The following is a 26569-nucleotide window of genomic DNA, read 5'->3' on the forward strand; positions in this document are numbered from 1 at the left end:
ATGCCGAACTCAGAAGTGAAACGCCGTAGCGCCGATGGTAGTGTGGGGTCTCCCCATGTGAGAGTAGGGAACTGCCAGGCATCAAACAAGTGAAGAGGCCATCCGAAAGGATGGCCTTTTTGCGTTTATGCGCCAAAAAACGGTAGCCCGGGCAAGTCAGACCGCACTCCACGCCACAATAAACTGCGCAATCCCGTCCACATCATTTAAATCCAGCACCGGAACCTCAAGTTCCACTGCCACATCGCTGGCCACCGCAATCACATGCTCATCCAGCGTTAACTCGCTCAAATCATGCCCGGCATCGCTTCTGAAAAGTAGGATCTTAGGCACGGCCTCATGCTTAAACCCCTCAACCAGCACCAGATCCAGCGTGGAGTGATCCATCCGGCTAACCAGATAAGCGAGATTCAGCGGCGCCTCATCCGGCGTTTCTGTCATTAACGCCCAGCGCTGAGGACTTGCTACCATCGTTTGTGCTGCTCCGGCCTTACGCAGCTCATAGCTGTCTTTTCCGGGCGTATCAATGTCCATGTTGTGATGACTATGCTTAATCAAACCAGGGCGAAGCCCTCTGGCACAAAGCGCAGGAATGAGCTTTTTCAACAGCGTGGTTTTCCCGGTCCCACTCCATGCGGAAATGGCTAAAAGGGGTATCATTTTTTCTCCTGCATCATCTGCAAATCTTCACTCGTATTCACGTTCACAAACGCTGATTTCACATCGCTAAAATCAACGGAATGGCCGCCAGACTCACGCATAAAGACCATCACCCTGCGCTCTCCCGCGGCCAGGTAGGCCTGCAGAGCAGGCGCTAGCGATCGATGCATCAACGCGATAGCAGGATGGTCACGCTCGCCGTCATGTACCCAAACCACAGGAGCCGTACCACGAAGCAGGAACAGACGCTCGACAAGACAGGACGGAATAAACGGGGTATCGCAGGGGCAGAAGATGAACCACTCTCCGTGCGACTGTTGCATGACTGAAAGCATACCGGCAAGCGGTCCCGGGTAATTTTCAAGGCTATCCTGATAAACGGCGTACCCGCTTTGCCGGTAAGTGTCGATATGCCTGTTCGCGCTGATGGCCATTGCCGTCACCTGGCCGGCGAGCGTATCGGCGACATGCTGCCACAAGGGTTTTCCATTAAGAAGCTGAAGCCCCTTATCTTTACCGCCCATTCGCGTTGCCCTGCCGCCTGCCAGAACGACCCCGATGATTTCCTGGCTAACATTCACGAATATCGCCTCTTTTATTGTGGGATTGACCCTGCTAACGTGTCACTCTAAATGAAAGGAGCACCACCATGAAATGTAAACGTCTGAATGAAGTTATTGAACTCCTCCAGCCCGCCTGGCAAAAAGAGCCAGAGCTCAATCTGATGCAATTTTTACAGAAACTGGCAAAAGAGTCAGGTTTTGACGGCGATCTGGCAGACCTTTCTGACGACATCCTGATCTACCACCTTAAAATGCGCGACTCTGCCAAAGATGCTGTTATTCCTGGTATTCAGAAAGATTATGAGGAAGATTTTAAGACTGCATTGCTGCGCGCCCGAGGCGTAATTAAAGAGTAAAAGCTTGTAAGCGGCGGCACCGAAATCGCCACAAGATGATATCCTGAATCATTCGTATAATTTCCGGATGATCGGATGAACGACCAGGCTTTTACTTTCCAGACATTACACCCGGACACCATTATGGATGCCCTGTTTGAACAGGGTATTCGGGTGGATTCCGGGCTAACACCGTTAAACAGCTACGAAAACCGCGTCTATCAATTTCAGGACGAGGATCGTCAGCGCTATGTCGTAAAATTCTATCGTCCTGAACGCTGGTCCGCTGAACAAATTCAGGAAGAGCATCAGTTCGCTCACGATCTGCTGGATGACGATGTCCCCGTTGCCGCACCGCTAAAATTCAATAACCAAACGCTCCTTACGCACGAAGGGTATTACTACGCAGTATTCCCAAGTCTGGGTGGCCGTCAGTTTGAAGCGGATAATATCGATCAGATGGAGTGGGTTGCCCGCTATCTTGGGCGTATACACCAGACGGGACGCAAAAAAGCCTTTATTGCCCGCCCGACTATGGGGATTCAGGAATACCTTCTTGAACCGCGCACATTATTCGAAACGTCTGCAATGATCCCCGCAGCGCTAAAGGATGATTTCCTCAACGCCACCGATAAGCTTATTGCTGCAGTGAAAACCTGCTGGCGCGATGATATTTCCGTCCTGCGCCTGCATGGCGATTGTCACGCCGGGAATATTCTCTGGCGTGACGGCCCGCTGTTTGTCGATCTTGATGATGCGCGTATGGGGCCAGCGGTTCAGGACCTGTGGATGTTGCTCAATGGCGACAAAGCCGAGCAGCGCATGCAGCTTGAAACCATTATTGAAGCTTATGAAGAATTTAGCCCGTTTAATTCAGACGAAATTGCCCTGATTGAGCCTTTACGTGCGATGCGTTTTGTTTATTATCTCGCATGGTTAATCAGGCGTTGGGACGATCCGGCATTTCCTCGTAATTTCCCGTGGCTTACCGGAGAGGATTACTGGCGTAGCCAGATATCTACATTTACTGAGCAGGTTAAGGTTCTTCAGGAGCCCCCTCTGCAATTAACGCCGATGTATTAATGGACACACCCAGGAGAGAGTTAATCATGAAAAAAATTTGGCTGGCGCTGGCAGGTATGATTCTGGCATTTAGCGCTTCTGCTGCACAGTTTACCGACGGCAAACAGTACATCACGCTGGAGAAGCCGGTCGCTGGCGAGCCACAGGTACTGGAGTTCTTCTCGTTCTATTGCCCACACTGTTACCAGTTCGAGCAGGTGCTGCATGTCTCTGACAACGTGAAGAAAAAGCTGCCGGAAGGCACCAAAATGACCAAGTACCACGTCGAGTTCCTGGGCCCATTGGGTAAAGACCTGACTCAGGCATGGGCGGTGGCGATGGCACTGGGCGTAGAAGATAAGATCACTTCGCCAATGTTTGAAGCCGTACAGAAAACCCAGACCGTTCAGACCACTGCGGATATCCGTAAAGTGTTCGTTGATGCCGGCGTGAAAGGTGAAGAGTACGATGCCGCATGGAACAGCTTCGTGGTGAAATCACTGGTTGCCCAGCAGGAAAAAGCGGCTGCTGACCTCCAGCTTCAGGGCGTTCCGGCGATGTTTGTTAACGGCAAATATCAGCTGAACATGCAGGGCATGGACACCAGCAGCATGGATATTTTCGTACAGCAGTATGCAGATACCGTGAAATACCTGGTTGAGAAGAAGTAATTTCGTTAATGTAAAAACGCCGGTCACTGACCGGCGTCTTTGTATGAAGATTTTATCTTGTCTATCTGTTCGTCTTTCTCTTTCCAGAGCGTATTAAGCCACTGCTGGAAACGACGTTTGAAGTTCTTATCGTTTACGTAATCACCGTGCAGTTCAGCGTCAATCGGGACCAGGTCGACGTGCACGACAATACGCGTCAGTTTGCCGCTGAGCATATCGAAGAACGGCGTCTTATCGTTTTCCGGATAGCAGAGCGTGACGTTAAGAAGTTTATCGAACTGTGCTCCCAGCACGTTAAGCGCCATCGCAATCCCCGCTGCCTTTGGCGGCAACAGATGCTGATACGGAGAGCGCGTTTGCTGGCGCTTCTCTTCCGTAAACCGGGAGCCTTCAACAAAGTTCACGATGGTCGTTGGATGCGCACGAAACTTTTCACAGGAGCGGCGCGTGGTCTCCACATCCTTACCGCGACGTTCCGGATGACGAATCAAATAGCTGCGCGAATAGCGTTTCATAAACGGCATATCGAGCGCCCAGCAGGCCAGCCCGATAAAAGGCACCCAGGCGAGCTGCTGTTTAAGGAAATATTTGTTCATCGGGATGTGTTTGCGAAAAAGCACGCATAACACCACGATGTCCGCCCAGCTGTGGTGATTGCAGATCAGCAGGTACCAGTTCTTTTTGTTAAGGTTCTCCAGCCCTTTGACATCCCACTTCAGGTGCGGGTTAAGGCGCAACAGGATCGCCAGTCCTTCGCACCAGCAATACATCATGAAATTACAAAATGCGGACACGGCTCGCCACACCACGGATACAGGCAGCAGCAGTTTAATGATCCCGGCGAGAATGATCGGTACGGAACAGGCGATCGTCACCAGGATAGTTAAAATGATGCTTAGCAGTAATGTTATTGCAGCGAGCAATCTCGACATGATGAGCTTTTTCAGGTAGTTAGCTGTAAGTGAGCGACCGGCTAGTCGACGCTGGGCGCTGATTTTACCAGAAAACAGACAAATGAATGGCGCTTTCACAGGGTGATTTGGCGGCTTTTACCCCGGCGCAGAAGATTTCGCTGTCGTTCTGCGTAAATCAAGGCTTATATCCACATAGACTAAATTGCCATCAGTTGGCCATATAGAGGCGATCTCATAACATAACAATCTGATAATTAAGATCTAAATATTGCCTTATATGTATTTTTTACGTCTGTTATTCATATGAAGTGAAAATACTCACAAACTTATCCACAGTTTGATTTTTACGAGCGATCCTCACGATCGCAAAATCTTTTCCTGTATCGGGCCTGAATAACTGATGTTTTCATCCTTCTGTGGCATCCTTTACGCATAAATTGATTAAAGGCACGGACATTATGGTTCAGATCCCAGAAAACCCTCTTATTCTCGTCGATGGCTCTTCTTACCTGTATCGGGCGTACCATGCGTTTCCTCCTCTGACCAACAGCGCAGGGGAACCTACCGGCGCAATGTATGGCGTGCTGAATATGCTGCGCAGCCTGATCCTTCAGTATCAGCCAACCCATGCGGCCGTCGTGTTTGATGCGAAAGGCAAAACGTTCCGCGACGAGTTGTTTGAACATTACAAATCCCACCGTCCGCCAATGCCTGACGATCTGCGTGCGCAGATAGAGCCGCTGCATGCGATGGTGAAAGCGATGGGTCTGCCGCTGCTGGCCGTTTCTGGGGTTGAAGCGGATGACGTCATCGGTACGCTGGCGCGTGAAGCCGAAAAGATGGGTCGTCCGGTACTGATTAGCACCGGTGATAAAGATATGGCGCAGCTGGTGACGCCAGGGATTACCCTGATTAACACCATGACCAACACCATTCTTGGGCCGGAAGAGGTGGTCGCAAAATATGGCGTGCCGCCAGAGCTGATTATCGACTTCCTCGCGTTGATGGGCGACTCCTCGGATAACATTCCTGGTGTCCCTGGCGTCGGTGAGAAAACCGCGCAGGCGCTGCTTCAGGGGCTGGGCGGGCTGGATACGCTCTACGCGGAATCAGACAAAATCGCCAGTCTCTCCTTCCGTGGTGCCAAAACCATGGCTGGGAAGCTGGAAGAGAACAAAGAGGTGGCTTATCTCTCTTATAAGCTGGCCACAATCAAAACCGATGTCGAGCTCGAACTGGGCTGTGAACAGCTGGAAGTGCAGCAGCCTTCTGCGGACGAGCTTCTAAGCCTGTTTAAGAAATACGAATTTAAGCGCTGGACCACTGACGTGGAAGCCGGTAAATGGCTGCAGGCAAAAGGGGCAAAACCTTCCACAAAGCCGAAGGAGACGATTGTCGTTGATGCAGAAGAGCAGGCGGAAGAAGAAGCCGTGGCGCTTTCCTTCGACAATTATGAAACTCTTCTTGAAGAGTCACAGCTCATTGCCTGGATCGAGAAACTGAAAAAGGCGCCGGTCTTTGCCTTTGACACCGAAACGGACAGTCTCGATAACATCTCTGCCAATATGGTAGGCCTGTCATTTGCGACAGAGCCAGGTCATGCGGCCTATGTTCCCGTGGCGCACGATTACCTGGATGCGCCGGAACAGATCTCTCGTGAACGCGTGCTTGAACTGCTGAAGCCGATTCTGGAAGACGAAAAGGCACTCAAGGTTGGGCAAAACCTCAAGTACGACCGCGGCATTCTGCAAAACTACGGCATTGAACTGCGCGGGATCGCCTTCGACACCATGCTTGAATCTTACATTCTGGACAGCGTCGCGGGCCGCCATGATATGGATTCCTTATCTGACCGCTGGCTCAAGCACAAAACCATCACCTTCGAAGAGATTGCCGGTAAAGGGAAAAATCAGCTCACCTTTAACCAGATCGCTCTTGAAGAAGCAGGTCGCTACGCGGCGGAAGATGCTGACGTTACGCTGCAGCTGCACCTGAAGATGTGGCCAAAACTGCAAAAGCACGAAGGTCCGCTGAATGTGTTCCAGCATATTGAGATGCCGCTGGTACCCGTGCTGTCCCGCATTGAACGCAACGGCGTGAAAATCGATCCAACGGTGCTGCATAACCACTCCGGGGAGCTGGCGCAGCGCCTGACCGAGCTGGAGCAAAAAGCGCATGAGCTTGCAGGCGAGCCGTTTAACCTCTCTTCACCGAAGCAGCTGCAAACCATTCTGTTTGAAAAGCAGGGCATCAAGCCGCTGAAGAAAACCCCTGGCGGTGCGCCTTCAACCTCTGAAGAGGTGCTGGAAGAGCTGGCGCTGGATTACCCGCTGCCAAAAGTGATTCTGCAGTACCGTGGTCTCGCGAAGCTGAAGTCTACCTACACTGATAAGCTTCCGCTGATGATCAACCCGAAAACGGGCCGCGTGCACACCTCATATCATCAGGCTGTCGCGGCGACCGGTCGTCTCTCGTCAACCGATCCCAACCTGCAGAACATCCCGGTACGTAACGAAGAGGGCCGCCGTATTCGCCAGGCTTTCATCGCACCAGAGGATTATCTGATTGTCTCTGCTGACTACTCGCAAATTGAGCTGCGCATTATGGCGCATCTGTCCCGCGACAAAGGCCTGCTGACCGCGTTTGCCGAAGGGAAGGATATCCACCGGGCAACCGCGGCGGAAGTCTTCGGCTTGCCGCTGGACAGCGTGACCAGCGAACAGCGCCGCAGCGCTAAAGCGATCAACTTCGGTCTGATCTACGGCATGAGCGCGTTCGGCCTTTCACGCCAGCTCAATATTCCGCGTAAAGAGTCGCAGAAGTATATGGATCTCTACTTCGAACGCTACCCGGGCGTGCTGGAATATATGGAACGTACCCGCGCGCAGGCGAAAGAGAAAGGCTACGTTGAAACGCTGGACGGCCGCCGTCTCTACTTACCGGACATCAAATCCAGCAACGCGGCGCGCCGCGCGGGCGCAGAACGTGCCGCGATCAACGCCCCCATGCAGGGGACCGCGGCGGACATTATTAAACGTGCAATGATCGCCGTGGATGCCTGGCTCGAGAAAGAGAAACCGCGTGTGAAAATGATCATGCAGGTACACGATGAACTGGTATTTGAAGTGCACAAGGACGACCTCGACGCCGTGTCGAAGAAGATCCACGAACTGATGGAAAGCAGCATGACGCTGGACGTGCCGTTGCTGGTGGAAGTGGGAAGTGGTGAAAACTGGGATCAGGCTCACTAAGGGTTCTTCGCATAACGCGCTTTTTATGTAAGTTTGCAACATGGCAACGCGGGTTTTGTGACGATCATTAGAATTCCCTATGTAAAGAATGAAAAAAAACTACAAAAAGTGCTTTTTCTGCAACACAAAAAGGGGTAGAGTTATCGGCGTAGGGTACAGAGGTAAGATGTTCTATCTTTCAGACCTTTTACTTCACGTAATCGGATTTGGCTGAATATTTTAGCCGCCCCAGTCAGTAATGACTGGGGCGTTTTTTATTGCGGCAAAGAAATGTTCAGGCAAAAAAAAGCGCGGCCATTGCCGCGCTCGGTATTACTCTTCTTCCGCTTCCGTCGCGGGTTCCAGCTCGCTAAACCAGGTGTCGAGCTTCTGACGCAGCTTGTCCACGCCCTGCTTTTTCAGCGAGGAGAACGGCTCAACCTGCACATCGCCGTTGAACGCCAGCACCGCTTCGCGAACCATATTCACCTGCGCTTTACGTGCGCCGCTTGCCAGCTTATCGGCTTTCGTCAGCAGCACCAGCACGGCGATATCGCTTGCCACCGCCCAGTCGATCATCTGCTGATCGAGATCTTTCAGCGGGTGGCGAATATCCATCAATACCACCAGACCTTTCAGGCACATGCGTTTTTCGAGGTATTCACCCAGCGCACGCTGCCATTTGATTTTCATCTCTTCGGGTACCTGCGCATAACCGTACCCCGGTAAGTCGACCAGGCGTTTGCCCTCTGCGACTTCAAACAGGTTGATCAGCTGGGTACGGCCAGGTGTTTTTGAGGTACGCGCCAGGTTCTTCTGATTGGTCAGCGTATTCAGGGCGCTGGATTTACCCGCATTAGAGCGGCCAGCAAAGGCCACTTCAATACCGGTATCAGAGGGGAGGTGGCGAATATCGGGCGCACTGGTGACAAAATGCGTCTGTTGGTAGTTCCAGGTAGTCACGTGGTCGTCTCCAAAAATCGTAATCTGAGGGGGATTATACCTGAAAGCGGGCAAAAGACTTTTTTCATTGCACTCAGCCTGTAGGCTTAAGCCCTGGCCGCTGTGAGAGATTGGCTATACGTACTATGGGAGATTTCAGAGAAATCGCAGGAGCAAGAAAAAGGCAAACTGTTTTAAATCATCATCTTATTTCCAGGTAATTATCTGAAAATCCGTTTTTGTACCGTTTCGTTGCTTGTTAGTTTAAGCGAACACGGTAAAGTATGCGGCAAGGCGAGGAAGCCAACAGGATAATGACTTAAGGATAAGGGTCAGGAGCGCCAGGAGGCGAAGACGCAGGATTGTCAGGACGACCAGCGCCTGGAGGCGTTTTAACAGGAAATGGAACCGTATCACGGACGGTATTAGCCAAGGGATAAACAGGGTTTGTTGTTGGCAAACATGGAATGTCTGACCCGTTAAGGGTTGTGAGTCAGGAAAAAAGGCGACAGATTGCTCTGTCGCCTTTTTTCTTTGCTTGCTTTCTGCTAGATTTCGCCGCAATTCTATACTGAAGAAAACGACTTAAAGATAAAACATCATGAAAAAACCAACCTCCGCTGCGGGCGCGAAACGCCCTGCAAAAGCACGCCGCAAAACGCGCGAAGAACTGAACCAGGAAGCGCGCGACCGCAAACGCGACAAGAAACATCGCGGTCATGCTGCGGGTAGCCGTGCCAACGGTGGTGGTGCAGCGGGCGCTTCTGCAAAAAGCAAGCAGCAGAAAGATCCTCGTATCGGCAGTAAAACTCCCATTCCACTGGGCGTGACAGACACCCCGGTCACTAAGCAGCACAAACCAAAGAGCGAGAAACCTATGCTTTCACCGCAGGCTGAGCTGGATTTGCTGGAGAACGATGAGCGCCTGGACGCGCTGCTGGAACGTCTTGAAGAGGGTGAAACCCTGACCGCCGAAGAGCAGTCATGGGTGGATGCCAAACTGGATCGCATCGACGAGCTGATGCAGAAGCTGGGTCTGTCTTACGATGACGAAGACGACGAAGAAGAAGACGAAAAGCAGGAAGATATGATGCGTCTTCTGAAGGGTGGAAACTAACATTTGCACCCGGCAGGCTCGATAGTCCTGCTTATAACCCTTCCGGTTATATGTTATCTGGTGTGGTTATTCGTTAAACTACGGCGGTTGTCGCGGCGACAGAAGTGGCTGCGCACCCGAATGATGGCCCGCAATGGGGTCAGAACGGGCCGCCGTATACGAACGCGACACCAACGGAAGGAGTGAGCATGTCAGCACCAACTATCGACTGGGATTTGGCCCTAATCCAGAAATATAACTATTCCGGGCCGCGTTATACGTCATACCCCACCGCGCTGGAGTTCTCCGATGCCTTCGGCGAGGAGGATTTTCAGCAGGCTGTCGCGCGCTATCCTGAGCGTCCGCTGTCGCTCTACGTCCATATTCCGTTCTGCCACAAGCTTTGTTACTTCTGCGGCTGCAATAAAATCGTGACCCGCCAGCAGCATAAAGCCGACCAGTATCTTGACGCGCTCGAACAGGAAATTGTGCATCGCGCGCCGCTGTTTAAAGGCCGTCACGTCAGCCAGCTTCACTTGGGCGGCGGTACGCCAACCTACCTGAACAAAGCGCAAATAAGCCGCCTGATGACCCTGCTGCGCGGCAATTTCAGTTTTAACGACGACGCTGAAATCTCGATCGAAGTCGATCCGCGCGAAATTGAGCTGGATGTGCTGGATCACTTACGCGCCGAAGGCTTCAACCGCCTGAGCATGGGCGTGCAGGACTTCAATAAAGAGGTTCAGCGTCTGGTGAACCGCGAGCAGGACGAAGACTTTATCTTTGCCTTACTCAACCATGCGCGTGACATCGGTTTCACGTCGACCAATATTGATCTGATTTACGGCCTGCCAAAGCAGACGCCGGAAAGCTTCGCCTTTACGTTGAAGCGCGTGGCTGAACTCAGTCCGGACCGCCTGAGCGTCTTTAACTACGCGCATCTGCCGACGCTCTTTGCCGCCCAGCGCAAAATCAAAGATGCCGATCTGCCTTCTGCCCAGCAGAAGCTGGATATCCTGCAGGAAACCATCACCTCGCTGACCGACACCGGCTATCAGTTTATCGGCATGGATCACTTTGCCCGTCCTGATGACGAGCTGGCCGTTGCTCAGCGCGAAGGGGTACTGCACCGCAACTTCCAGGGCTACACGACCCAGGGCGATACCGATCTGCTCGGCATGGGCGTCTCTGCCATCAGCATGATTGGTGACTGCTACGCGCAGAACCAGAAAGAGCTGAAGCTCTACTACCAGCAGGTAGATGAAACCGGCAACGCGCTGTGGCGCGGCATCGCATTAACCCGTGACGACTGCATCCGTCGCGATGTGATTAAGGCGCTTATCTGCAACTTCCGTCTTGATTTCAGGGACGTGGAAGCGCAGTGGGCGCTGAACTTCAGCGATTATTTCGCGGAGGATCTGAAGCTGCTGGCGCCGCTGGCGAAAGACGGGCTGGTGGACGTGTCGGAGAGCGGGATTGAGGTCACGCCGAAAGGGCGTCTGTTGATCCGCAATATCTGCATGTGCTTCGACGCATATCTGCGTCAGAAAGCGCGTATGCAGCAGTTCTCGCGGGTGATTTAAACGGTAATGCCGGGTGGCGGCTTCGCCTTACCCGGCCTACAAAAGTGCGAAATGTAGGCCGGGTAAGCGAAGCGTGACCCGGCTTTTTATCGCCAACTCGCTAGCTAAACAGCCCAACCAGCGCCGCACACAGCACCGCCGCAACGGCGGTTTGTGGCGTGTGGCTTTCAGCGGCTCCGCTAGAGAGCATATTCACGAATGTTTCCAGCATGATGTTCACCCCCAATTTCCGGGCACGATCATACAAAACTCATCGGAACAGTAAAGCGCAAAATAACGGCAATTTGCGCTCAATTAATAACCTTTACACAAGCGCGGATATTACTCCATTCCCAGCTCTTTCAGCTTGCGCGTCAGGGTATTGCGTCCCCATCCTAACAGGCGAGCGGCTTCCTGCTTATGACCCTGGGTATGACGAAGCGCGGTGGTCAACAGCGTACGCTCCATCTCAGGCTGAGCCTCAGACAGCAGGTTTTGATGACCGGAACGCAGCGCGCGGTCGGCCCACTGCGCCAGCAGCGTCGCCCAGCTGTCCGGCAGCGCGTGTCCGCTACTGCTTTCCGGCGCGGTCGCCTCAAACAGCTCGGCCGGTAAATCCTGAATCAGCACTTCCTGACCGGCAGCCATCACGGTTAACCAGCGGCAGGTGTTTTCCAGCTGACGCACGTTGCCCGGCCACGCCAGACGCGTCAGAGCGGCATCGGTTTCGGGATGAAGCTGCTTAGCTTCCACACCCAGCTCGCGGGCAGCCACCTGCAGGAAATGACGCGCCAGGCGGGGAATATCTTCCCGGCGTTCACGCAGCGGCGGCAGATGAACGCGAATGACGTTCAGACGATGGAATAAATCCTCACGGAATTTGCCTTCCTGCACGCGCTGCTCCAGGTTCTGGTGGGTCGCCGCGATAATACGCACGTCCACCTTCACCGGCGCATAACCGCCCACGCGATAAAACTGCCCGTCGGCCAGCACGCGCAGCAGACGGGTCTGAACGTCCAGCGGCATATCGCCGATCTCGTCCAGGAACAGCGTGCCGCCGTCAGCCTGTTCGAAGCGCCCCTGGCGAATGGTATTTGCGCCGGTAAACGCCCCTTTTTCGTGGCCGAACAGTTCGGATTCAATCAAGTCCTTCGGGATCGCCGCCATATTCAGGGCGATAAACGGCGCTTTTGCCCGCGGGCTGTGGCGATGCAGCGCATGCGCCACAAGCTCTTTACCGGTGCCCGATTCGCCGTTAATTAAGACGCTGATGGACGAGCGGGACAGACGGCCAATAATGCGAAACACGTCCTGCATCGCCGGCGCTTCGCCGATGATGTCGGTGGTTGGCCCAAAATCGGGCGCGTGGCGCGGCTGTTGCTGCTCCTGGTAATGGCTAATCGCGCGCTCAACCAGCGCCACCGCTTCGTCGATATCAAACGGTTTGGGCAGATAATCGAATGCCCCTTGCTGGTAAGCGCTCACCGCGGCATCCAGATCGGAATGAGCCGTCATTATGATGACCGGAAGCATAGGGTGGCGTTGTTTGATCTGCTTTAACAGCGCCAGCCCGTCCATGCCCGGCATACGGATATCCGACAGCAGAACATCGGGCGTTTTAGTGGTGAGTGCGTCGAGCACTTCGCTGCCGCTCTCAAACGTCGTGCAGCTTAATCCTGCCCCTGTGAGCGCGCGTTCAAGCACCCAACGGATGGAGCTATCGTCATCGACTACCCAGACTATCCCTCGTTGCATAAACGTCACCTTTATTTTTTAATCGGCAGGAAAACCGAAAACTCGGTATGTCCCGGCCAACTGGTAAATTCAATTTTTCCAGAGTGTTGGTCGATCAAACTGCGGGCAATGGATAAGCCCAGGCCGGTTCCGCCTTCGCGGCCGCTGACCATCGGGTAGAACAGAGTGTCCTGAAGATGCGATGGAATACCGGGGCCGTTATCCTCGACGTCGATACGGGCCGCAAGGCGATAGCGCACGCCGTGTAACGTGAGCTGGAAGGCGGTGCGGGTGCGTAAAATAATCTCGCCCCCTTCCGGTCCCAGCGCCTGCAGGGCATTGCGCACAATGTTCAACAGGACCTGCTCAATCTGATCCGGATCATGGGCCAGTTCCGGCAGGCTTGGGTCGTAATCACGCACCAGCGTGACGTTCTCCGGCAGCTCCATCGAGACGAGCTTCACCACCCGCTCGGCCACTTTATGGATGCTTTCTGTGACGTGCATTCCCGGCTGCTGTGGCCCGAGAAGACGGTCAACCAGATTCCGCAGGCGGTCCGCCTGCTCGATGATGACGTTGGTATACTCCGCCAGCGCAGGGTCGGGCAGCGCCTTGGTCAGAAGCTGCGCCGCGCCGCGTAACCCACCCAACGGGTTTTTGATTTCATGCGCCAGGCCGCGCACCAGGTCTCGGGCGGCAATTTGCTGCGCATGCTGAAGCTGCTCCTGGCTCAGGCGACGCTGATTATCCATCGGCGCCATTTCCAGCAGGATCAAGCCTTCGGGAAGACGTTGCGCGGTCAGCGACAGAATGTGCGAGCGCCCGTCGATCACCAGCGTCACTTCGTTATCGGTGAAACCCTGGCCCGCCTGTAAACTTTCCTGCATCAGGCCAATATTCAGCGAAAAATAGCTCAGAAGTTCCGGAAGCGGGGTGCCGAACAGTTTGCGTGCGCTTTGGGCGAGCAGCTGCTGTGCCGCCGGGTTGGCGTAATGAACGGCCAGCTCGTCATCCACCAGCAAAATGCTGTTAATCAAAGAATTGAGGATCTGCCCAGCATCGGGCAGCGTGCCAGTTGCCATTCAGCAGTCTCCTGGAGTCGTTTGCACTAATTTAGTGCAGTATAGCGTTTTCGGCGTCAAAAGCGCGTGAGATCAGGTTGTTGGTGGAGAAAAAAGCCCATCCGGAGATGGGCTAAAAGTTTCCACGGCAACTACTCCCGGCGCTTGTCACGCCGGGTAAAACAACTTAATTAAACGCTGTAGTACAGTTCGAACTCAACCGGATGCGGAGTCATGCGCACGCGGTCGTTCTCTTCAGTACGCAGGGCGATGTAGGCATCGATAGCGTCGTCAGTGAATACGCCACCTGCGGTCAGGAACTCGCGGTCTGCGTCCAGCGCCTGCAGGGCTTCTTCCAGAGAGCCAGCAACCTGTGGGATCTCTTTCGCTTCTTCTGGCGGCAGGTCGTACAGGTTTTTGTCCATCGCTTCGCCTGGGTGGATCTTGTTCTTGATACCGTCCAGACCGGCCATCAGCAGTGCTGCGAAGCACAGGTATGGGTTAGCCGCTGGATCCGGGAAGCGAACTTCGATACGACGCGCTTTAGGAGACGCCACCACCGGGATACGGATAGAAGCAGAACGGTTACGCGCAGAGTAGGCCAGCATCACTGGCGCTTCGTAGCCCGGGACCAGACGCTTGTAGGAGTTGGTGGTTGGGTTCGCCAGGGCGTTGATCGCTTTAGCGTGTTTGATTACGCCGCCAATGTAGTACAGCGCCTGCTCGGACAGACCGGCATATTTGTCACCAGAGAACAGGTTGGTACCGTTCTTGGACAGAGACATGTGGCAGTGCATACCGGAACCGTTGTCGCCAAACATTGGTTTTGGCATGAAGGTCGCAGTTTTACCGAAACGGTGCGCAACGTTGTGCACAACGTATTTGTAGATCTGAATTTCGTCCGCTTTTTTGGTCATGGTGTTGAAGCGGGTAGCCACTTCGTTCTGACCCGCAGTCGCCACTTCGTGGTGGTGCGCTTCAACAACCAGGCCCATCTCTTCCATCACCAGACACATGGTGGAACGAATGTCCTGTGCAGAGTCGACCGGAGGAACCGGGAAGTAACCGCCTTTCACGCCTGGACGGTGACCTTTGTTACCACCTTCGTATTTGGTGGAGGAGTTCCATGCGCCTTCGATGTCGTCGATAGCCACGTGGGAGCCAGAGATAGAGGCACCAAAACGGATGTCATCGAACAGGAAAAACTCTGGCTCTGGCCCGAACAGAACGGTGTCCGCGATGCCGGTAGAACGCAGGTACTCTTCAGCGCGTTTCGCGATAGAACGTGGGTCGCGGTCGTAGCCCTGCAGCGTGCCTGGCTCGAGGATGTCGCAACGGATGATCAGGGTAGGTTCTTCGAAGAACGGATCAATGACCGCAGTGGTTGCATCTGGCATCAGAACCATGTCGGATTCGTTAATGCCTTTCCAGCCACCAATGGAGGAGCCGTCAAACATTTTGCCTTCTTCAAAGAATTCGGCGTTCACCTGATGAGCAGGGATTGTGACGTGCTGTTCTTTGCCTTTGGTGTCGGTGAAGCGGAGATCAACAAACTTCACTTCATGTTCGTTCAGCATCGTCAAAACGTGTTCAGCGGACATACTTAACTCTCCAGATTGGTCATTGTCGTCGTGGTAACGAGGTCTTCAGTTTCTGTTTGTACTGGCTGTTGCCATGTAATTTTTATAAAGCGAAATCTGTGCCAACTTTTAAAACACCCCAAAAAGGCGTTATCATGCGCACCATAGTGCAAAAGGGCTGCACCACAATGGTAATGTTGCACCAGTATAGTGCTTCAGTGTGAACACCGAGCACCATATTGGTGCAATTTTCGTTAAAGTGCCCTTTTTCGCTCCGTGAAAGCGATCACAAAGCATCTCTGCGATACTTGTTTGCGGAGGATGTTTGTGATCCTGTTTTGTAGTGCGATTAATCCGTGTACAATAACGCGCTATTTCTAATGCCTGAGGCAAAGTTGTGATCGAAAATTTGCGTAACATCGCCATCATCGCGCACGTTGACCATGGTAAAACTACCCTGGTTGATAAGCTGCTGCAGCAATCCGGTACGTTTGATGCACGTGCCGAAACTCAAGAGCGTGTGATGGACTCCAACGATTTGGAGAAAGAGCGTGGGATTACTATCCTCGCGAAAAACACCGCTATTAAATGGAATGACTACCGTATCAACATCGTTGATACCCCAGGGCACGCCGACTTCGGTGGTGAAGTTGAGCGCGTGATGTCCATGGTGGATTCCGTGCTGCTGGTGGTTGACGCATTTGACGGCCCAATGCCGCAAACGCGCTTCGTGACCAAAAAAGCATTTGCCCATGGCCTGAAACCAATTGTTGTTATCAACAAGGTTGACCGTCCTGGCGCACGTCCTGACTGGGTTGTTGATCAGGTATTCGACCTGTTCGTTAACCTCGACGCGACCGACGAACAGCTGGACTTCCCTATCATTTACGCTTCGGCGCTGAATGGTATCGCGGGTCTGGACCACGAAGATATGGCGGAAGACATGACCCCGCTGTATCAGGCGATTGTCGATCACGTACCGGCACCGGATGTTGATCTGGATGGTCCACTGCAGATGCAGATCTCCCAGCTGGACTACAACAACTACGTTGGCGTCATCGGTATCGGCCGTATCAAACGCGGTAAAGTGAAGCCAAACCAGCAGGTTACTATCATCGATAGCGAAGGCAAAACCCGCAACGGTAAAGTTGGCAAAGTGCTGACTCACCTGGGTCTGGAGCGTATCGACAGCGATCTGGCTGAAGCGGGCGACATCATCGCGATCACCGGTCTGGGCGAGCTGAACATCTCTGACACCATCTGCGACCCGCAGAACGTGGAAGCGCTGCCAGCCCTGTCTGTTGATGAACCAACCGTTACCATGTTCTTCAACGTCAACACCTCTCCGTTCTGTGGTAAAGAAGGTAAGTTCGTTACCTCTCGTCAGATCCTTGACCGCCTGAACAAAGAGCTGGTGCACAACGTTGCGCTGCGCGTTGAAGAAACCGAAGACGCTGATGCCTTCCGCGTATCCGGTCGTGGTGAACTGCACCTGTCTGTTCTGATCGAAAACATGCGTCGTGAAGGTTTCGAGATGGCGGTTTCCCGTCCGAAAGTTATCTTCCGCGAAATCGACGGCCGTAAACAAGAGCCGTTCGAAAACGTGACGCTGGACGTTGAAGAGCAGCACCAGGGTTCAGTGATGCAGGCGCTGGGTGAGCGTAAAGGCGACCTGAAAAACATGAATCCAGACGGCAAAGGCCGCGTACGTCTCGACTACGTGATCCCAAGCCGTGGCCTGATCGGCTTCCGTTCTGAGTTCATGACCATGACCTCTGGTACCGGTCTGCTGTACTCCACCTTCAGCCACTACGACGACGTGCGTCCGGGCGAAGTGGGCCAGCGTAACAACGGCGTGCTGATCTCCAACGGTCAGGGTAAAGCGGTTGCGTTTGCGCTGTTCGGTCTGCAGGATCGCGGTAAGCTGTTCCTGGGTCACGGTGCTGAAGTTTACGAAGGCCAGATCATCGGTATTCACAGCCGTTCTAACGACCTGACCGTAAACTGCCTGACCGGTAAGAAACTGACCAACATGCGTGCGTCCGGTACTGACGAAGCAACGGTTCTGGTTCCACCGATCAAGATGACCCTGGAGCAGGCTCTGGAATTCATCGATGACGACGAACTGGTAGAAGTGACTCCGCTGTCTATCCGTATCCGTAAACGTCACCTGACCGAGAACGATCGTAAACGTGCTATGCGCGGTGCGAAAGAAGAGTAATTCGGTTATGCCGTAGGCCGGGTATGCGCATGCGCCACCCGGCAACGAAAAAGCCGCTGAGCGATCAGCGGCTTTTTTTATTAGAACGAATACCGTAGCCCTAAACGGATCCGGTACTGCTCCCGGTTGTAATCATTCCATCGGTCCAGCCACTGCAGTTCGAGGTACGGCAGCCAGTTTCTGTCGATCCTGTAACTGAATTTATTGGTAATTTCCCAGTGATGGTCTTTGCCATTTTTGCTGTGATAATCATTCACCCGCTGGAAAAAGTGCGGTTCAAAGGTGTAGAAAAATGCATCCGTTACTTTGAAATTCCAGTAGTTGGCAAATTCGTGCGTGTCGTTCTTATCCATTTGCCCGTTATAGTCCGGCGTATCGTAGTTGTTATGGTTATAGCGATAGCGGAACGTCAGATTAAACCAGTCTGTAAATTTGTAGTTGGTATCTAAATAGACCGCGCCACCCGAACCTGCGCTGCTGTCGTTAATCAACCCGCCGGGCTGGAAGGTGAGTTTATCGGTCGGCTTAAAGAGCGGATACCACCCCTCGATTTCGTTATAGCTGTGCTTAAGTTCATCCCATTTACCCACGTTATAGGCGTTGGTGAACATCAGTCCCGCGCCCATATCGAAGTTATAGCCCGCACGCAGGATCACCTCGTGCATCTCTGAGGCCGTATTGTAGGCTTCACGCGTTTCGACATAGGCTCCGGCAAATACCGGGCAGGACACAGACGACACGATCAGTACAGTGATGATTCTTTTCATAATTTGTCCATGTATCAGGTACAGAAAGGCCTCCCTCCTGATAAACAGGAAGGACATAGTGGCCGGATTTATTGTTATAAAGTGACTGCTGACGCTTTATTGTTGGCGGTTATCTCAGGGGTATTCGCGGTTTGTTTCTTCCGTTTTCCAATCTCCTCGATAATAAAGGCGAAGCGCGCTTCGTTGAGTTTATAAAACAGCCCCATGGTCACGGCAGCAATAATCGCCAGGCCGCACGGCCAGAGGAAAATAAGCTGACGCAACCCAAGCAGCGTGCCCGCGCTCTGCACGGCATGGGGAACGTAGCCAATCTGGGTCAGCATAATGCCGGGCAGGAAACCGGCGAGCGCAGCGGAGATTTTGCGCGAGAAGGTATAGCCGGTATACACCGACCCTTCGGCGCGAATGCCGGTTTTCCACTCGCCGTAATCGACGGTATCCGGCACCAGCGCCCAGTTCAGGCTATTAACAAACGCCGTGCCGAAGAAGGCCATGCAGGAAAACAGCACGAACAGCAGGGAACTGGTCCCCCAGAAGAAATTCAGCACGTCGCCCACCGCCCACAGCGCCAGCCCGCCCAGATAGACCGGTTTCTTGCCAAAGCGCTTTACCGCGCCGGGCACCAGAAACACGCCAATCAGAATGCAGCCCATGCTGAAAAAGCCCATCCACGACAGCAGATGCAGATCGTTCAGCACGTACTGGGTGTAATAGACCTGAATCGCCAGCTTGATGTTAAACGCGGCGAGGGTACACAGGTTGGCGATGCACAGCACCAGCAGCGGCGGATTGCGGAAAATCGCGCAGAATGATTTCATAATGCCGGGCTTATGGTGATCGGGTGTGAGCTCCACGTAGCGTTCTTTCACCCCGCTGTAGCACCACCACATGCAGAACAGGCCGCCGGTAACGAACACCAGCGCGGCCACCAGATAGCCGAGTGAGGGCTGGTGGACGAACAGCGCCTGAATGGGCATAAAGCCGACGGTGCAGAGCAACAGCCCCACCGTAGCGCCGCCCTGACGCCACGCCGCAAGCTGCGCGCGCTCGTTCGGGTTTTTGGTGATGGCCGGGACCATCGCACCGTAGGCGCAGTTCATCAGGCTATAGCAGAGGCCAAACATCATGAAGAGCACGGTGGCGAGGGCCGTTTTCACCGTCAGGCTAAAGTCGTTGGCCATAAACTGCGCCGTCGCGACCAGCGCCACCGGGACGGAGGCATAAAGAATAAACGGCCGGAACTTCCCCCGCGCGCCGATGTTACGCCGTGAGTCGAGCAGCACCCCGGTCAGCATGTCGGTAAACGCGGTAAAAAACTTTGCCACCAGGAAAATAATGCCGCCATAGAACGCGGGCATGCCCAGTTCATCGGTGTAAAACTTCAGCAGATACAGCGTGCCAATACACAGCATCAGGTTCGAGCCAAAATCGCCCATCCCGTAGGCGCACTTCTCTCGCAGGCTCAATTTCAGGGTTAACGGATCAGTATTATGTGTCATGGTCGATCCTCAAAGCGCCCCGCAGGGCGCTCTATCACGTCATTATGCCGTACGTTTGCGCAGTTCGATCTCTTCGACGATGCGCACATACATCTTCTCGTTGAGGTTGTAGAAGCAGCCCATCGCCACGATGGTGATAACTGCCAGCAGGCTCGGGTAGATAAATATCAGCTGCCGCAGCCCTTCAACCGTGCCACTGGATTGCACCACGTTGGGCACATAGCCGATCTGCGTGAGCATGATCCCCGGGAAGAAGCCCGCCAGCGCCTGGGAGACCTTCCTGAAGAAGGTAAAGCCGGTATAGACCGTTCCTTCGGAGCGCACGCCGGTGCGCCACTCACCGTACTCCACGGTATCGGACACCAGCGCCCAGTTCAGGCTGTTCACGAACGCGGAGCCGAAAAAGGCCAGGCAGGAGAACGCCACAAAGCTCACCGAGCCGCCGCCGAAGAAGTAGTTGAGCAGATCGCCCGCCACCCAAATCATCAGCCCGCTGATGTAGACCTTTTTCTTGCCGAAGCGCCGCACCGCGCCGGGCATCATAAAGACGCCGATAAAAATGCAGCCCATGCTGAAGAAGCCCATGTACGATAGCAGGATCGGGTCGTTCAGCACGTACTGCGTGTAGTAAACCTGAATGGCGAGTTTGACGTTAAAGGCGCCCAGCGTGCACAGGTTGGCGATGCACAGGATAAACAGCGGACGGTTCCCGGCGATGGCGCGAAACGACTGCAGCAGCCCCGGCTTTTGCGCCGGGTTAGCGGGCTGCGCCTCGACGTAGCGTTCGGTCACCCCCTTGTAGCACCACCACATAAAAAACAGTCCGAACAGCGAGAAGAGGGTGGCGGCAAAGATATAGCCAAGCTGGTCATTGCCTTCAATCAGGTTCATCACCGGAACAAAACCCACGGTACAGAGCAGCAGGCCCAGCGTAGCGCCGCCCTGACGCCAGGCGGCCAGCGAGGCGCGCTCGTCCGGGTTTTTGGTAATGGCGGGCACCATCGCGCCGTAGGAGCAGTTCATCATGCTGAAGAACAGGCCGTACAGCATGAACAGCACCGTCGCCATCACCGTTTTACCGGTGATTTCAAACGGCGTGCCGACGAAGTTGGCAATCGCCAGTAAGGTCACCGGGAACGCCGCATAGAGCACGAACGGGCGGAATTTCCCTTTCGGGCCGATCTTGCGCCGGGAGTCGAGCATGATCCCGGTGCCCATATCGGTGAAGGCGGTAAAGAACTTCGCAATCAGGAAGATAATTCCGCCGTAGGTGCCCGGCAGCTCCAGCACGTCGGTGTAAAACTTCAGCAGATACAGCGTGCCGATATCCAGCAGGATGTTTGAGCCGAGATCGCCCATCCCGTAGGCGAGTTTTTCTTTAAACGGCAGGCGTAGGGTTGCCGGATCGGAAGTATGTTGACTCATTATTGTTCTCCGTCTGCCCGCAGGTTGCCCCGCGGGCGAGCCTTATCAGATATGACGTAAGGTGCTAAACAGATCTGCCCATTCGCTGTGCTGGCGGTAGAAGACCGGCGGCTTGCCGAGCGGGGCATCTACGGTCACGTCACCGCCCCGGCAGGTTTCCCCGGTCCACGCATTCACCCAGCTGTCCTGCGGCAGATAGAGCGACCAGTCGCGGCGCCCCTCTTCATGAACCGGCGCTACCAGCAGATCGCGGCCAAACAGGTACTGGTATTTCAGCGTGTAGGCGCGCGCGTCGTGTTCATAGTGCAGGAACAGCGGGCGCATCACCGGCAGGCCGCTTTTCGCGTTCTGCGCGACCGCGGCTTTGATGTACGGCTTCAGGGTGGTGAAGACGGTGGTCATGCGCGCGAAGTGCGCGATGGTTTCCGCGTCGCCGTCGAACTGCCAGTTATCGCCTGGACGGTTGCCCTCATGGGTACGCATCATCGGCGTAAAGGCGCTGAAGTCGCACCAGCGCAGCAGCAGCTCCTTGCTGCGCTTCATCTCGAACAGGGTCGTATAGCCGCCGATGTCGCTGTGGTGCAGGCCGTGCCCGGTCATCGCCAGCGACAGCGCCGCAGGGATGACGGACGCCAGACCGTCGTCCAGGCTCCAGTCGACGTTCTGATCTCCCGCCCACATCATCACCGAGTGCTTCTGGCTGCCGGTATAGCCCGCGCGCATGAAGAACAGGATCTCCCCGAGCTTGCCGGTCTCTTCCAGCGCCTCGTAGTTACATTTGGCCCACAGGGCAGGCCAGGCGTTATGCATGATCTCCGCGCTCACGCCGTTGTGCAGGAAGGTGTCGGTCGGCAGATATTCCCCGAAATCGGCCATCCAGCCGCCGCAGCCCAGTTCGATCAGGTTCTTTTTAATGACCTCTTTGTACCAGTCGTAGGCTGCCGGGTTGGTCAGGTCGATAACGCCCGCGTAGAACTCGCCGAACTCGACGTGGTAGTCCTCGCCGTCGGCGTTTTTGGTCAGATAGCTGCGCTTCGACGCCTCTTCGCAGAGATCTTTATCGCTGGCGACGTACGGGTTGATATAGGAGAGGAACTGAACCCCTTCCTCTTTCCACTTCGCAATCCGCGCATCAAGCTGCGGATAGAGCGCGCTGTTCCACTTCCAGTTCCACATCACGCGCTTGCCGAAGGAGGTCATGCGAATGCCGGACCAGTCCTGCGCCCAGATGCCGTTGACCTTCACGCCGCCCTCGCGCATGGCGTCGAGCTTCTGCTGGCACACCTCGGTGCCGCCCTGAATGCCCAGCGTCACGCCGTCGTACACCCAGTCCGGCAGCTCCGGCTGACGCCCCAGCAGGCCGGTCAGTTTTTCCAGCAGATCGACGTAGGTTTCTGCGCATTCGAAGCGCAGCGTGGCGTTATCTTCCCAGAACGCCAGCTCGTGGAAATCCGGCGCGCTGAAGTCGAAGTTCATATAACAGCTGTTATCCACGTGGCAGTAGTACTTCTGGGTGCTCACGAAGGTAGGCTGCGGGAAGAAGGTCCAGTAGTAGTCGCCGCCCGCGTTCTCTTTGCAGTCGGCCTGCCAGGTGACGTAGGTTTGCTTATTGCGGCCCACGCCCTGCTCGCTGGTCCACAGCGGGAACGGCTTGCCGCGCAAATCGAAATACGAGAACTGCTCGCCGCAGCCGTAAATATGATCGTCTGGCTGCGCCGCCAGCCGCAGCCAGATGCGGTTATGGCTGGCGGCGTCATTTTTCAGCTTCAGCTCGAGACGGCCTTCCGCATCCACGCCCACCAGCAGCGTCGCGCTTACGGCATCGCCGCGGGTAAAGCGGATCGCCCAGCCCGCGCTTTGCTGCGTGACGGTCGCGTCCGTCAGGGCAATCTTTTCGTTGAGCTTGTCTTTGATGCTGAAGTTGCCGCGAAACATCTCGATATCCGCCTCGCCTGCGCCAATCCACAGGCAAGGGGCATCCGCGGTGTGGGATAAAATCAGACGGTCCTGCCAGCGCAGGGTGAAGCCACTTTCGTTATTTTTCAGGTCAATATTGTGTAGGGTACGCATAAACACTCCGTCTTTATTATTTGGCCAGGCTATCCAGTAATCCGGCGGCGACGGCAGGGGCTAAGCCCGGGGCCAGCGGCAGGCGGGGGATCACCAGGCAGTGCAGCAGGTGGTAAATATCCTGCTTGCCGTCCCAGACTTTGGTGGTCACTTCGTTATTGGTGTCCAGCTCCTGCCACCACGAACCGTTTTCGTAATCCATCAGGTACTTGATGCAGTAATCCCACCACTTCTGATACCAGGCCTCGTACTGCGCTTCGCCGGTGACGGTATAGAGGGCATAGGCCGTGCCCATCGCCTCGACGATTGGCCAGCGCACGCGTTCGCGGACGATTGGCTTGCCGTCCCAGCCCACGGAATAGACAAACCCGTCGGCGCCGTCGGGTGCCCAGGCGTCGCGGATGGTGGCGTGGAACAGGCCTTTCGCATCTTCCAGCAGCCATTCAGGCGGGGTCTCAAAGCGCGCTTCCAGGGCGGCGCGCAGGTGCAGCATCAGGCGGCCCCACTCGATCCAGTGCCCCGGCGTGCCGCCGTAGGCGCGGAAGCGGTGAGCAGGGTTATCGATGTTGTAATCGCGGATCGGGTTCCAGCTGGTGTCGAAATGCTCGTTAACGCGGTACTCACCTTTGCGCGCCACGTCGTGAATAATTACCGACGCGATGCGCAGGGCGCGGTCGAGCCATTTACGGTCGTGGGTCACGTCATAAACGATCAGGAAGGCTTCCACGGCGTGCATGTTGGCGTTACCGCCGCGATAGTCTTCCGTTTTGCTGAAGGCTTCATCCCAGGACTCCAGGCACATCTGCTCCTGTTCGCTCCAGAAGTAGCGCTCAATCACCTCGATGGCATCGTCCAGCAGCTTACGTGCCTGCGGGTGACCCGTGGTCACGGCGCTCGCCGCGCCCAGCAGAACGAAGAAATGCTGATAGCCCTGCTTGGACGCATCAATCACGCCTTCATCGTTTACGCAGGCGTACCAGCCGCCGTGCTGCTTGTCGCGCAGCGGACCGTTGAGGGCGTTAATGCCGTGCTCAACCAGGGCATACGCGCCGGGACGGCCCATGTTTGCCGCCACTGCGTACACGTGCAGCATGCGGGCGGTGATCCACAGATGGGTGCCCATATCGCTGCGAACCTGCCCGTTATTGCCCAGCCAGCCAAAGCCGGTCGGCACGGCGGCGTTTTTGCCGAAATCGAGAATGCGGTCGGTCTCTTGTTCGAGCCAGCGGTTATGGCTCAGGGTGTTAAACCATTTCATGTTCGGGTCCTTTCTTAACGGCGAGCCATCATTTCGTCGACGATCTCACCCAGACGCTGAAGTTTGGGGACGGAGATATCACGCAGCATCAGCTCGGTGTCCGGCAGGCCAATCACAGAGGACCAGACGGCGCGACCGGCTAAAAAGCCCGATGCCCCCGCCTGCATGGCGACGCTGACGGCGCGCGGGAAGAGCTTATCGTCCACGCCGGACGAGAGGATCACCCACGGCATGGCGATGTTCTCGTTAAGCTTTTGCGAGGCCGCCAGCAGCGCCTGCTGCGTGCCCTTGCCAAACAGCGGCATCTCCACTTTGTAGAGGTCGGCACCGCTGTCGCCCAGCTCTTTGGCCGCGTCGATAATCGCCTGTTCGCGGTTAAACGCGGTACCGCGACGTGGCGGACGCACCACCGGCTCGATAATGCTCAGCAGACCGTTATCGTGGCACAGCGTATTGAACGCTTTCACCATCTCCAGGCGCTGCTGCGGATCTTCATCGCTGCGCCACAGCACCAGCAGCTTCAGTGCTTTGCCGCCATCGCGTTTGACCGCCTGCGCGTCGACGTTCTTGTCGATCGCCACGCTGTCGACCGGAATACCGTTCCCCGGAATAAACTCGTCGGCGGCCACAATCATCGCGCAGCTGTTGGCCACGGCCTGCTGCTCGACAATCTGGCGATAGCAGAACTGCTGGTCGACGAGAATGGCAGAGGCGTACGGCGACAGAATTTTTGCCGCGTTGACCTTAAAATCGGTCAGGTGCTGGTCGGTTACCGGCACCGGCGCGCCTGCGGCGGCAAACATCAGGCGCATCGCTTCGCGCTGATCCACGGCCAGCATCGCAAAACCGCCGGAAGGTCGGGTGATATCTTTCAGGGTGTACATCGTCATTCCTCAGTCCTTTCGTATCAGTGTGATTTTTTCAGCCCGGCAGATGCGCGAACCTGTTCAAGAATGGCCGTCCAGTCTTCGCGCCCGCGCCCGGCGGCGCGTGCCTGGTTGTAAACTTCGCGGGAAGCCGCGCCCAGCGGCATCGGAACGTGGAGCTGGTTGGCCACGTCGAGGGCGATCCCCAGATCTTTATGCGCAAGGTCGATCATGAAGGCGGGAGAAAGATCCCCTTTCAGCACCTTGTTCGGCCAGGATGTCGTGAAGTGGCCTTTACCCGCAGGCGTACCGCTCATGACCTTGAGCGCCACGTCAAAGGAGAGGCCAAGCGCTTCGCACAGCACGGCGGCCTCGGCGGAAAGGGCGTTCAGGGCAATGCTCATGTAGTTATTGATAAGCTTCACGCGGATGCCCATGCCTGGCCCGCCGGCGTTAATCAGCTCATTGCCCATCGCCATTAAGACCGGGGCGGCGCGCTCAACCTGCTGCGCCGTGCCGCCTGCCAGCAGGAGCAGCGTGCCGGCGATGGCATGGTCAGAGGTGCGCCCGACGGGCACGTCCATCAGGCTGAAGCCTTGCTCAGCCATGTCGCGTATCAGCGCGTCGGTTTGCAGCGGGTGAATGGTGGACATATCAATCACCAGTGCGTCGCGGGATAACCCTTCGCACACGCCGTGCTCGCCGAACAGGACGCTGCGTACCAGGTCGCCGTTTGGCAGCATGGTGATGACGAATTCCGCGTCCGTTGCTGCCTGCGCGGGCGTTGCCGCCGCCCGAGCGCCGCTCTCTGCCAGCGCCTGAACCGCCTGCGGGTTCACGTCAAAGACGTTAAGCTGGTGGCCTTGCTTCAACAGATTCTTCGCCATTGGCGCGCCCATCTGTCCTAAGCCGATAAATGCGATTGCTGACATGCCTTTCTCCTGTCACATCGTGTCAATTTTTGCGCGTTTATGTTGTCTGTTTTTGATCGTATTTGTAATTTATAGTCAAAAAATTGACACGGGTCACTTTTTAAACATTTGGTGAAATTAA

22 protein-coding genes are annotated in these 26569 nt (G+C 55.2%); 7 read left to right on the plus strand and 15 right to left on the minus strand.

The window, feature by feature from the left end; translation table 11 throughout:
* Window positions 1-156 precede the first annotated feature (156 nt).
* Together mobB and mobA are read right to left on the minus strand one after the other, a co-directional pair.
* Entirely contained in the window at window positions 157-660 is a 504-nt protein-coding gene (gene mobB / locus LLF79_RS21040; protein ID WP_045371971.1) for a molybdopterin-guanine dinucleotide biosynthesis protein MobB, read from the minus strand.
* Complete coding sequence (gene mobA, locus LLF79_RS21045) at window positions 657-1241, minus strand: molybdenum cofactor guanylyltransferase MobA (RefSeq protein ID WP_045371974.1); 585 nt, start codon at window positions 1239-1241, stop codon at window positions 657-659. Before mobA ends, mobB begins: the two co-directional genes overlap by 4 nt.
* 68 nt (window positions 1242-1309) lie before the next feature.
* On the opposite strand from mobA, the gene LLF79_RS21050 reads away from it, so the two are divergent.
* The 3 genes from LLF79_RS21050 to dsbA all read left to right on the plus strand — a co-directional run bounded on the left by LLF79_RS21050 (window position 1310) and on the right by dsbA (window position 3291).
* Window positions 1310-1579 carry a YihD family protein gene (locus LLF79_RS21050; RefSeq protein ID WP_008501866.1) on the plus strand — a complete coding sequence of 90 codons (270 nt, stop codon included), beginning with the start codon at window positions 1310-1312 and terminating at the stop codon, window positions 1577-1579.
* A 75-nt stretch (window positions 1580-1654) separates the two neighbouring features.
* Window positions 1655-2641 carry a serine/threonine protein kinase gene (locus tag LLF79_RS21055; RefSeq protein WP_023326350.1) on the plus strand — a complete coding sequence of 329 codons (987 nt, stop codon included), beginning with the start codon at window positions 1655-1657 and terminating at the stop codon, window positions 2639-2641.
* Between the two features lie 26 nt (window positions 2642-2667).
* Window positions 2668-3291 (plus strand): thiol:disulfide interchange protein DsbA, encoded by a 624-nt coding sequence (gene dsbA, locus LLF79_RS21060; protein ID WP_008501864.1) that lies wholly within the window; start codon window positions 2668-2670, stop codon window positions 3289-3291.
* Between the two features lie 23 nt (window positions 3292-3314).
* Here the strand turns inward: dsbA and LLF79_RS21065 are convergent, their stop codons facing one another.
* Window positions 3315-4223 (minus strand): acyltransferase, encoded by a 909-nt coding sequence (locus tag LLF79_RS21065; RefSeq protein ID WP_045371977.1) that lies wholly within the window; start codon window positions 4221-4223, stop codon window positions 3315-3317.
* 440 nt (window positions 4224-4663) lie between these two features.
* Here LLF79_RS21065 and polA point away from each other — a divergent pair, with 440 nt between their 5' ends.
* Window positions 4664-7456 carry a DNA polymerase I gene (polA, locus tag LLF79_RS21070; RefSeq protein WP_227880351.1) on the plus strand — a complete coding sequence of 931 codons (2793 nt, stop codon included), beginning with the start codon at window positions 4664-4666 and terminating at the stop codon, window positions 7454-7456.
* Between the two features lie 312 nt (window positions 7457-7768).
* On the opposite strand, the gene yihA is transcribed toward polA, so the two are convergent.
* Window positions 7769-8398 carry a ribosome biogenesis GTP-binding protein YihA/YsxC gene (gene yihA / locus LLF79_RS21075; RefSeq protein ID WP_008501861.1) on the minus strand — a complete coding sequence of 210 codons (630 nt, stop codon included), beginning with the start codon at window positions 8396-8398 and terminating at the stop codon, window positions 7769-7771.
* Between the two features lie 580 nt (window positions 8399-8978).
* Here yihA and yihI point away from each other — a divergent pair.
* Entirely contained in the window at window positions 8979-9494 is a 516-nt protein-coding gene (gene yihI / locus LLF79_RS21080) for a Der GTPase-activating protein YihI (RefSeq protein WP_008501860.1), read from the plus strand.
* Between the two features lie 188 nt (window positions 9495-9682).
* Complete coding sequence (gene hemN / locus LLF79_RS21085) at window positions 9683-11056, plus strand: oxygen-independent coproporphyrinogen III oxidase (protein WP_206805295.1); 1374 nt, start codon at window positions 9683-9685, stop codon at window positions 11054-11056.
* 100 nt (window positions 11057-11156) lie between these two features.
* Here hemN and LLF79_RS21090 read toward each other — a convergent pair whose 3' ends face one another.
* The 4 genes from LLF79_RS21090 to glnA all read right to left on the minus strand — a co-directional run bounded on the left by LLF79_RS21090 (window position 11157) and on the right by glnA (window position 15431).
* On the minus strand, window positions 11157-11267 hold the full coding sequence (locus LLF79_RS21090) for a YshB family small membrane protein (protein ID WP_032622955.1): 111 nt from the start codon (window positions 11265-11267) through the stop codon (window positions 11157-11159).
* A 110-nt stretch (window positions 11268-11377) separates the two neighbouring features.
* A complete protein-coding gene (gene glnG / locus LLF79_RS21095) occupies window positions 11378-12790 on the minus strand; it encodes a nitrogen regulation protein NR(I) (RefSeq protein WP_008501858.1) in 1413 nt (470 codons plus the stop codon).
* Window positions 12791-12801: 11 nt separating this feature from the next.
* Window positions 12802-13851, minus strand: coding sequence for a nitrogen regulation protein NR(II) (gene glnL, locus LLF79_RS21100; protein WP_008501857.1), 1050 nt, complete (start codon window positions 13849-13851; stop codon window positions 12802-12804).
* A gap of 170 nt (window positions 13852-14021) precedes the next feature.
* Complete coding sequence (glnA, locus tag LLF79_RS21105; protein WP_008501856.1) at window positions 14022-15431, minus strand: glutamate--ammonia ligase; 1410 nt, start codon at window positions 15429-15431, stop codon at window positions 14022-14024.
* A gap of 376 nt (window positions 15432-15807) precedes the next feature.
* On the opposite strand from glnA, the gene typA reads away from it, so the two are divergent.
* Window positions 15808-17631, plus strand: a complete 1824-nt coding sequence (gene typA, locus LLF79_RS21110) for a ribosome-dependent GTPase TypA (protein ID WP_008501854.1) — start codon at window positions 15808-15810, stop codon at window positions 17629-17631.
* 80 nt (window positions 17632-17711) lie between these two features.
* Here the strand turns inward: typA and ompL are convergent, their stop codons facing one another.
* From ompL to yihU, 7 genes are all read right to left on the minus strand, one after another.
* A complete protein-coding gene (gene ompL / locus LLF79_RS21115) occupies window positions 17712-18398 on the minus strand; it encodes a porin OmpL (protein WP_032635449.1) in 687 nt (228 codons plus the stop codon).
* Between the two features lie 74 nt (window positions 18399-18472).
* Entirely contained in the window at window positions 18473-19897 is a 1425-nt protein-coding gene (locus LLF79_RS21120; RefSeq protein ID WP_063435676.1) for an MFS transporter, read from the minus strand.
* A 42-nt stretch (window positions 19898-19939) separates the two neighbouring features.
* On the minus strand, window positions 19940-21322 hold the full coding sequence (locus LLF79_RS21125; RefSeq protein ID WP_227880352.1) for an MFS transporter: 1383 nt from the start codon (window positions 21320-21322) through the stop codon (window positions 19940-19942).
* 45 nt (window positions 21323-21367) lie between these two features.
* Window positions 21368-23392 carry an alpha-glucosidase gene (locus LLF79_RS21130; protein WP_227880358.1) on the minus strand — a complete coding sequence of 675 codons (2025 nt, stop codon included), beginning with the start codon at window positions 23390-23392 and terminating at the stop codon, window positions 21368-21370.
* 16 nt (window positions 23393-23408) lie between these two features.
* Window positions 23409-24650: a sulfoquinovose isomerase gene (gene yihS, locus LLF79_RS21135; protein ID WP_023295642.1), complete on the minus strand. Its 1242-nt coding sequence runs from the start codon at window positions 24648-24650 to the stop codon at window positions 23409-23411.
* A gap of 14 nt (window positions 24651-24664) precedes the next feature.
* Window positions 24665-25540, minus strand: coding sequence for a sulfofructosephosphate aldolase (gene yihT, locus LLF79_RS21140; protein WP_227880359.1), 876 nt, complete (start codon window positions 25538-25540; stop codon window positions 24665-24667).
* A 17-nt stretch (window positions 25541-25557) separates the two neighbouring features.
* Window positions 25558-26448, minus strand: coding sequence for a sulfolactaldehyde 3-reductase (yihU, locus tag LLF79_RS21145; protein ID WP_087450096.1), 891 nt, complete (start codon window positions 26446-26448; stop codon window positions 25558-25560).
* Between the last annotated feature and the right edge of the window lie 121 nt (window positions 26449-26569).

Source organism: Enterobacter cloacae complex sp. 2021EL-01169 (assembly GCF_020733125.1).
GTDB classification, from domain to species: domain Bacteria; phylum Pseudomonadota; class Gammaproteobacteria; order Enterobacterales; family Enterobacteriaceae; genus Enterobacter; species Enterobacter roggenkampii.

Coding starts and splice junctions, on each gene's coding strand:
- LLF79_RS21090 (WP_032622955.1), bottom strand. CDS start 11,267: ATGCTGGAAACATTCGTGAATATGCTCTCTAGCGGAGCCGCTGAAAGC.
- yihI (WP_008501860.1), top strand. CDS start 8,979: ATGAAAAAACCAACCTCCGCTGCGGGCGCGAAACGCCCTGCAAAAGCA.
- LLF79_RS21050 (WP_008501866.1), top strand. CDS start 1,310: ATGAAATGTAAACGTCTGAATGAAGTTATTGAACTCCTCCAGCCCGCC.
- mobB (WP_045371971.1), bottom strand. CDS start 660: ATGATACCCCTTTTAGCCATTTCCGCATGGAGTGGGACCGGGAAAACC.
- polA (WP_227880351.1), top strand. CDS start 4,664: ATGGTTCAGATCCCAGAAAACCCTCTTATTCTCGTCGATGGCTCTTCT.
- LLF79_RS21065 (WP_045371977.1), bottom strand. CDS start 4,223: ATGTCGAGATTGCTCGCTGCAATAACATTACTGCTAAGCATCATTTTA.
- LLF79_RS21125 (WP_227880352.1), bottom strand. CDS start 21,322: ATGAGTCAACATACTTCCGATCCGGCAACCCTACGCCTGCCGTTTAAA.
- glnL (WP_008501857.1), bottom strand. CDS start 13,851: ATGGCAACTGGCACGCTGCCCGATGCTGGGCAGATCCTCAATTCTTTG.
- ompL (WP_032635449.1), bottom strand. CDS start 18,398: ATGAAAAGAATCATCACTGTACTGATCGTGTCGTCTGTGTCCTGCCCG.
- LLF79_RS21120 (WP_063435676.1), bottom strand. CDS start 19,897: ATGACACATAATACTGATCCGTTAACCCTGAAATTGAGCCTGCGAGAG.
- dsbA (WP_008501864.1), top strand. CDS start 2,668: ATGAAAAAAATTTGGCTGGCGCTGGCAGGTATGATTCTGGCATTTAGC.
- glnA (WP_008501856.1), bottom strand. CDS start 15,431: ATGTCCGCTGAACACGTTTTGACGATGCTGAACGAACATGAAGTGAAG.
- glnG (WP_008501858.1), bottom strand. CDS start 12,790: ATGCAACGAGGGATAGTCTGGGTAGTCGATGACGATAGCTCCATCCGT.
- LLF79_RS21055 (WP_023326350.1), top strand. CDS start 1,655: ATGAACGACCAGGCTTTTACTTTCCAGACATTACACCCGGACACCATT.
- yihT (WP_227880359.1), bottom strand. CDS start 25,540: ATGACGATGTACACCCTGAAAGATATCACCCGACCTTCCGGCGGTTTT.
- yihS (WP_023295642.1), bottom strand. CDS start 24,650: ATGAAATGGTTTAACACCCTGAGCCATAACCGCTGGCTCGAACAAGAG.
- yihU (WP_087450096.1), bottom strand. CDS start 26,448: ATGTCAGCAATCGCATTTATCGGCTTAGGACAGATGGGCGCGCCAATG.
- LLF79_RS21130 (WP_227880358.1), bottom strand. CDS start 23,392: ATGCGTACCCTACACAATATTGACCTGAAAAATAACGAAAGTGGCTTC.
- hemN (WP_206805295.1), top strand. CDS start 9,683: ATGTCAGCACCAACTATCGACTGGGATTTGGCCCTAATCCAGAAATAT.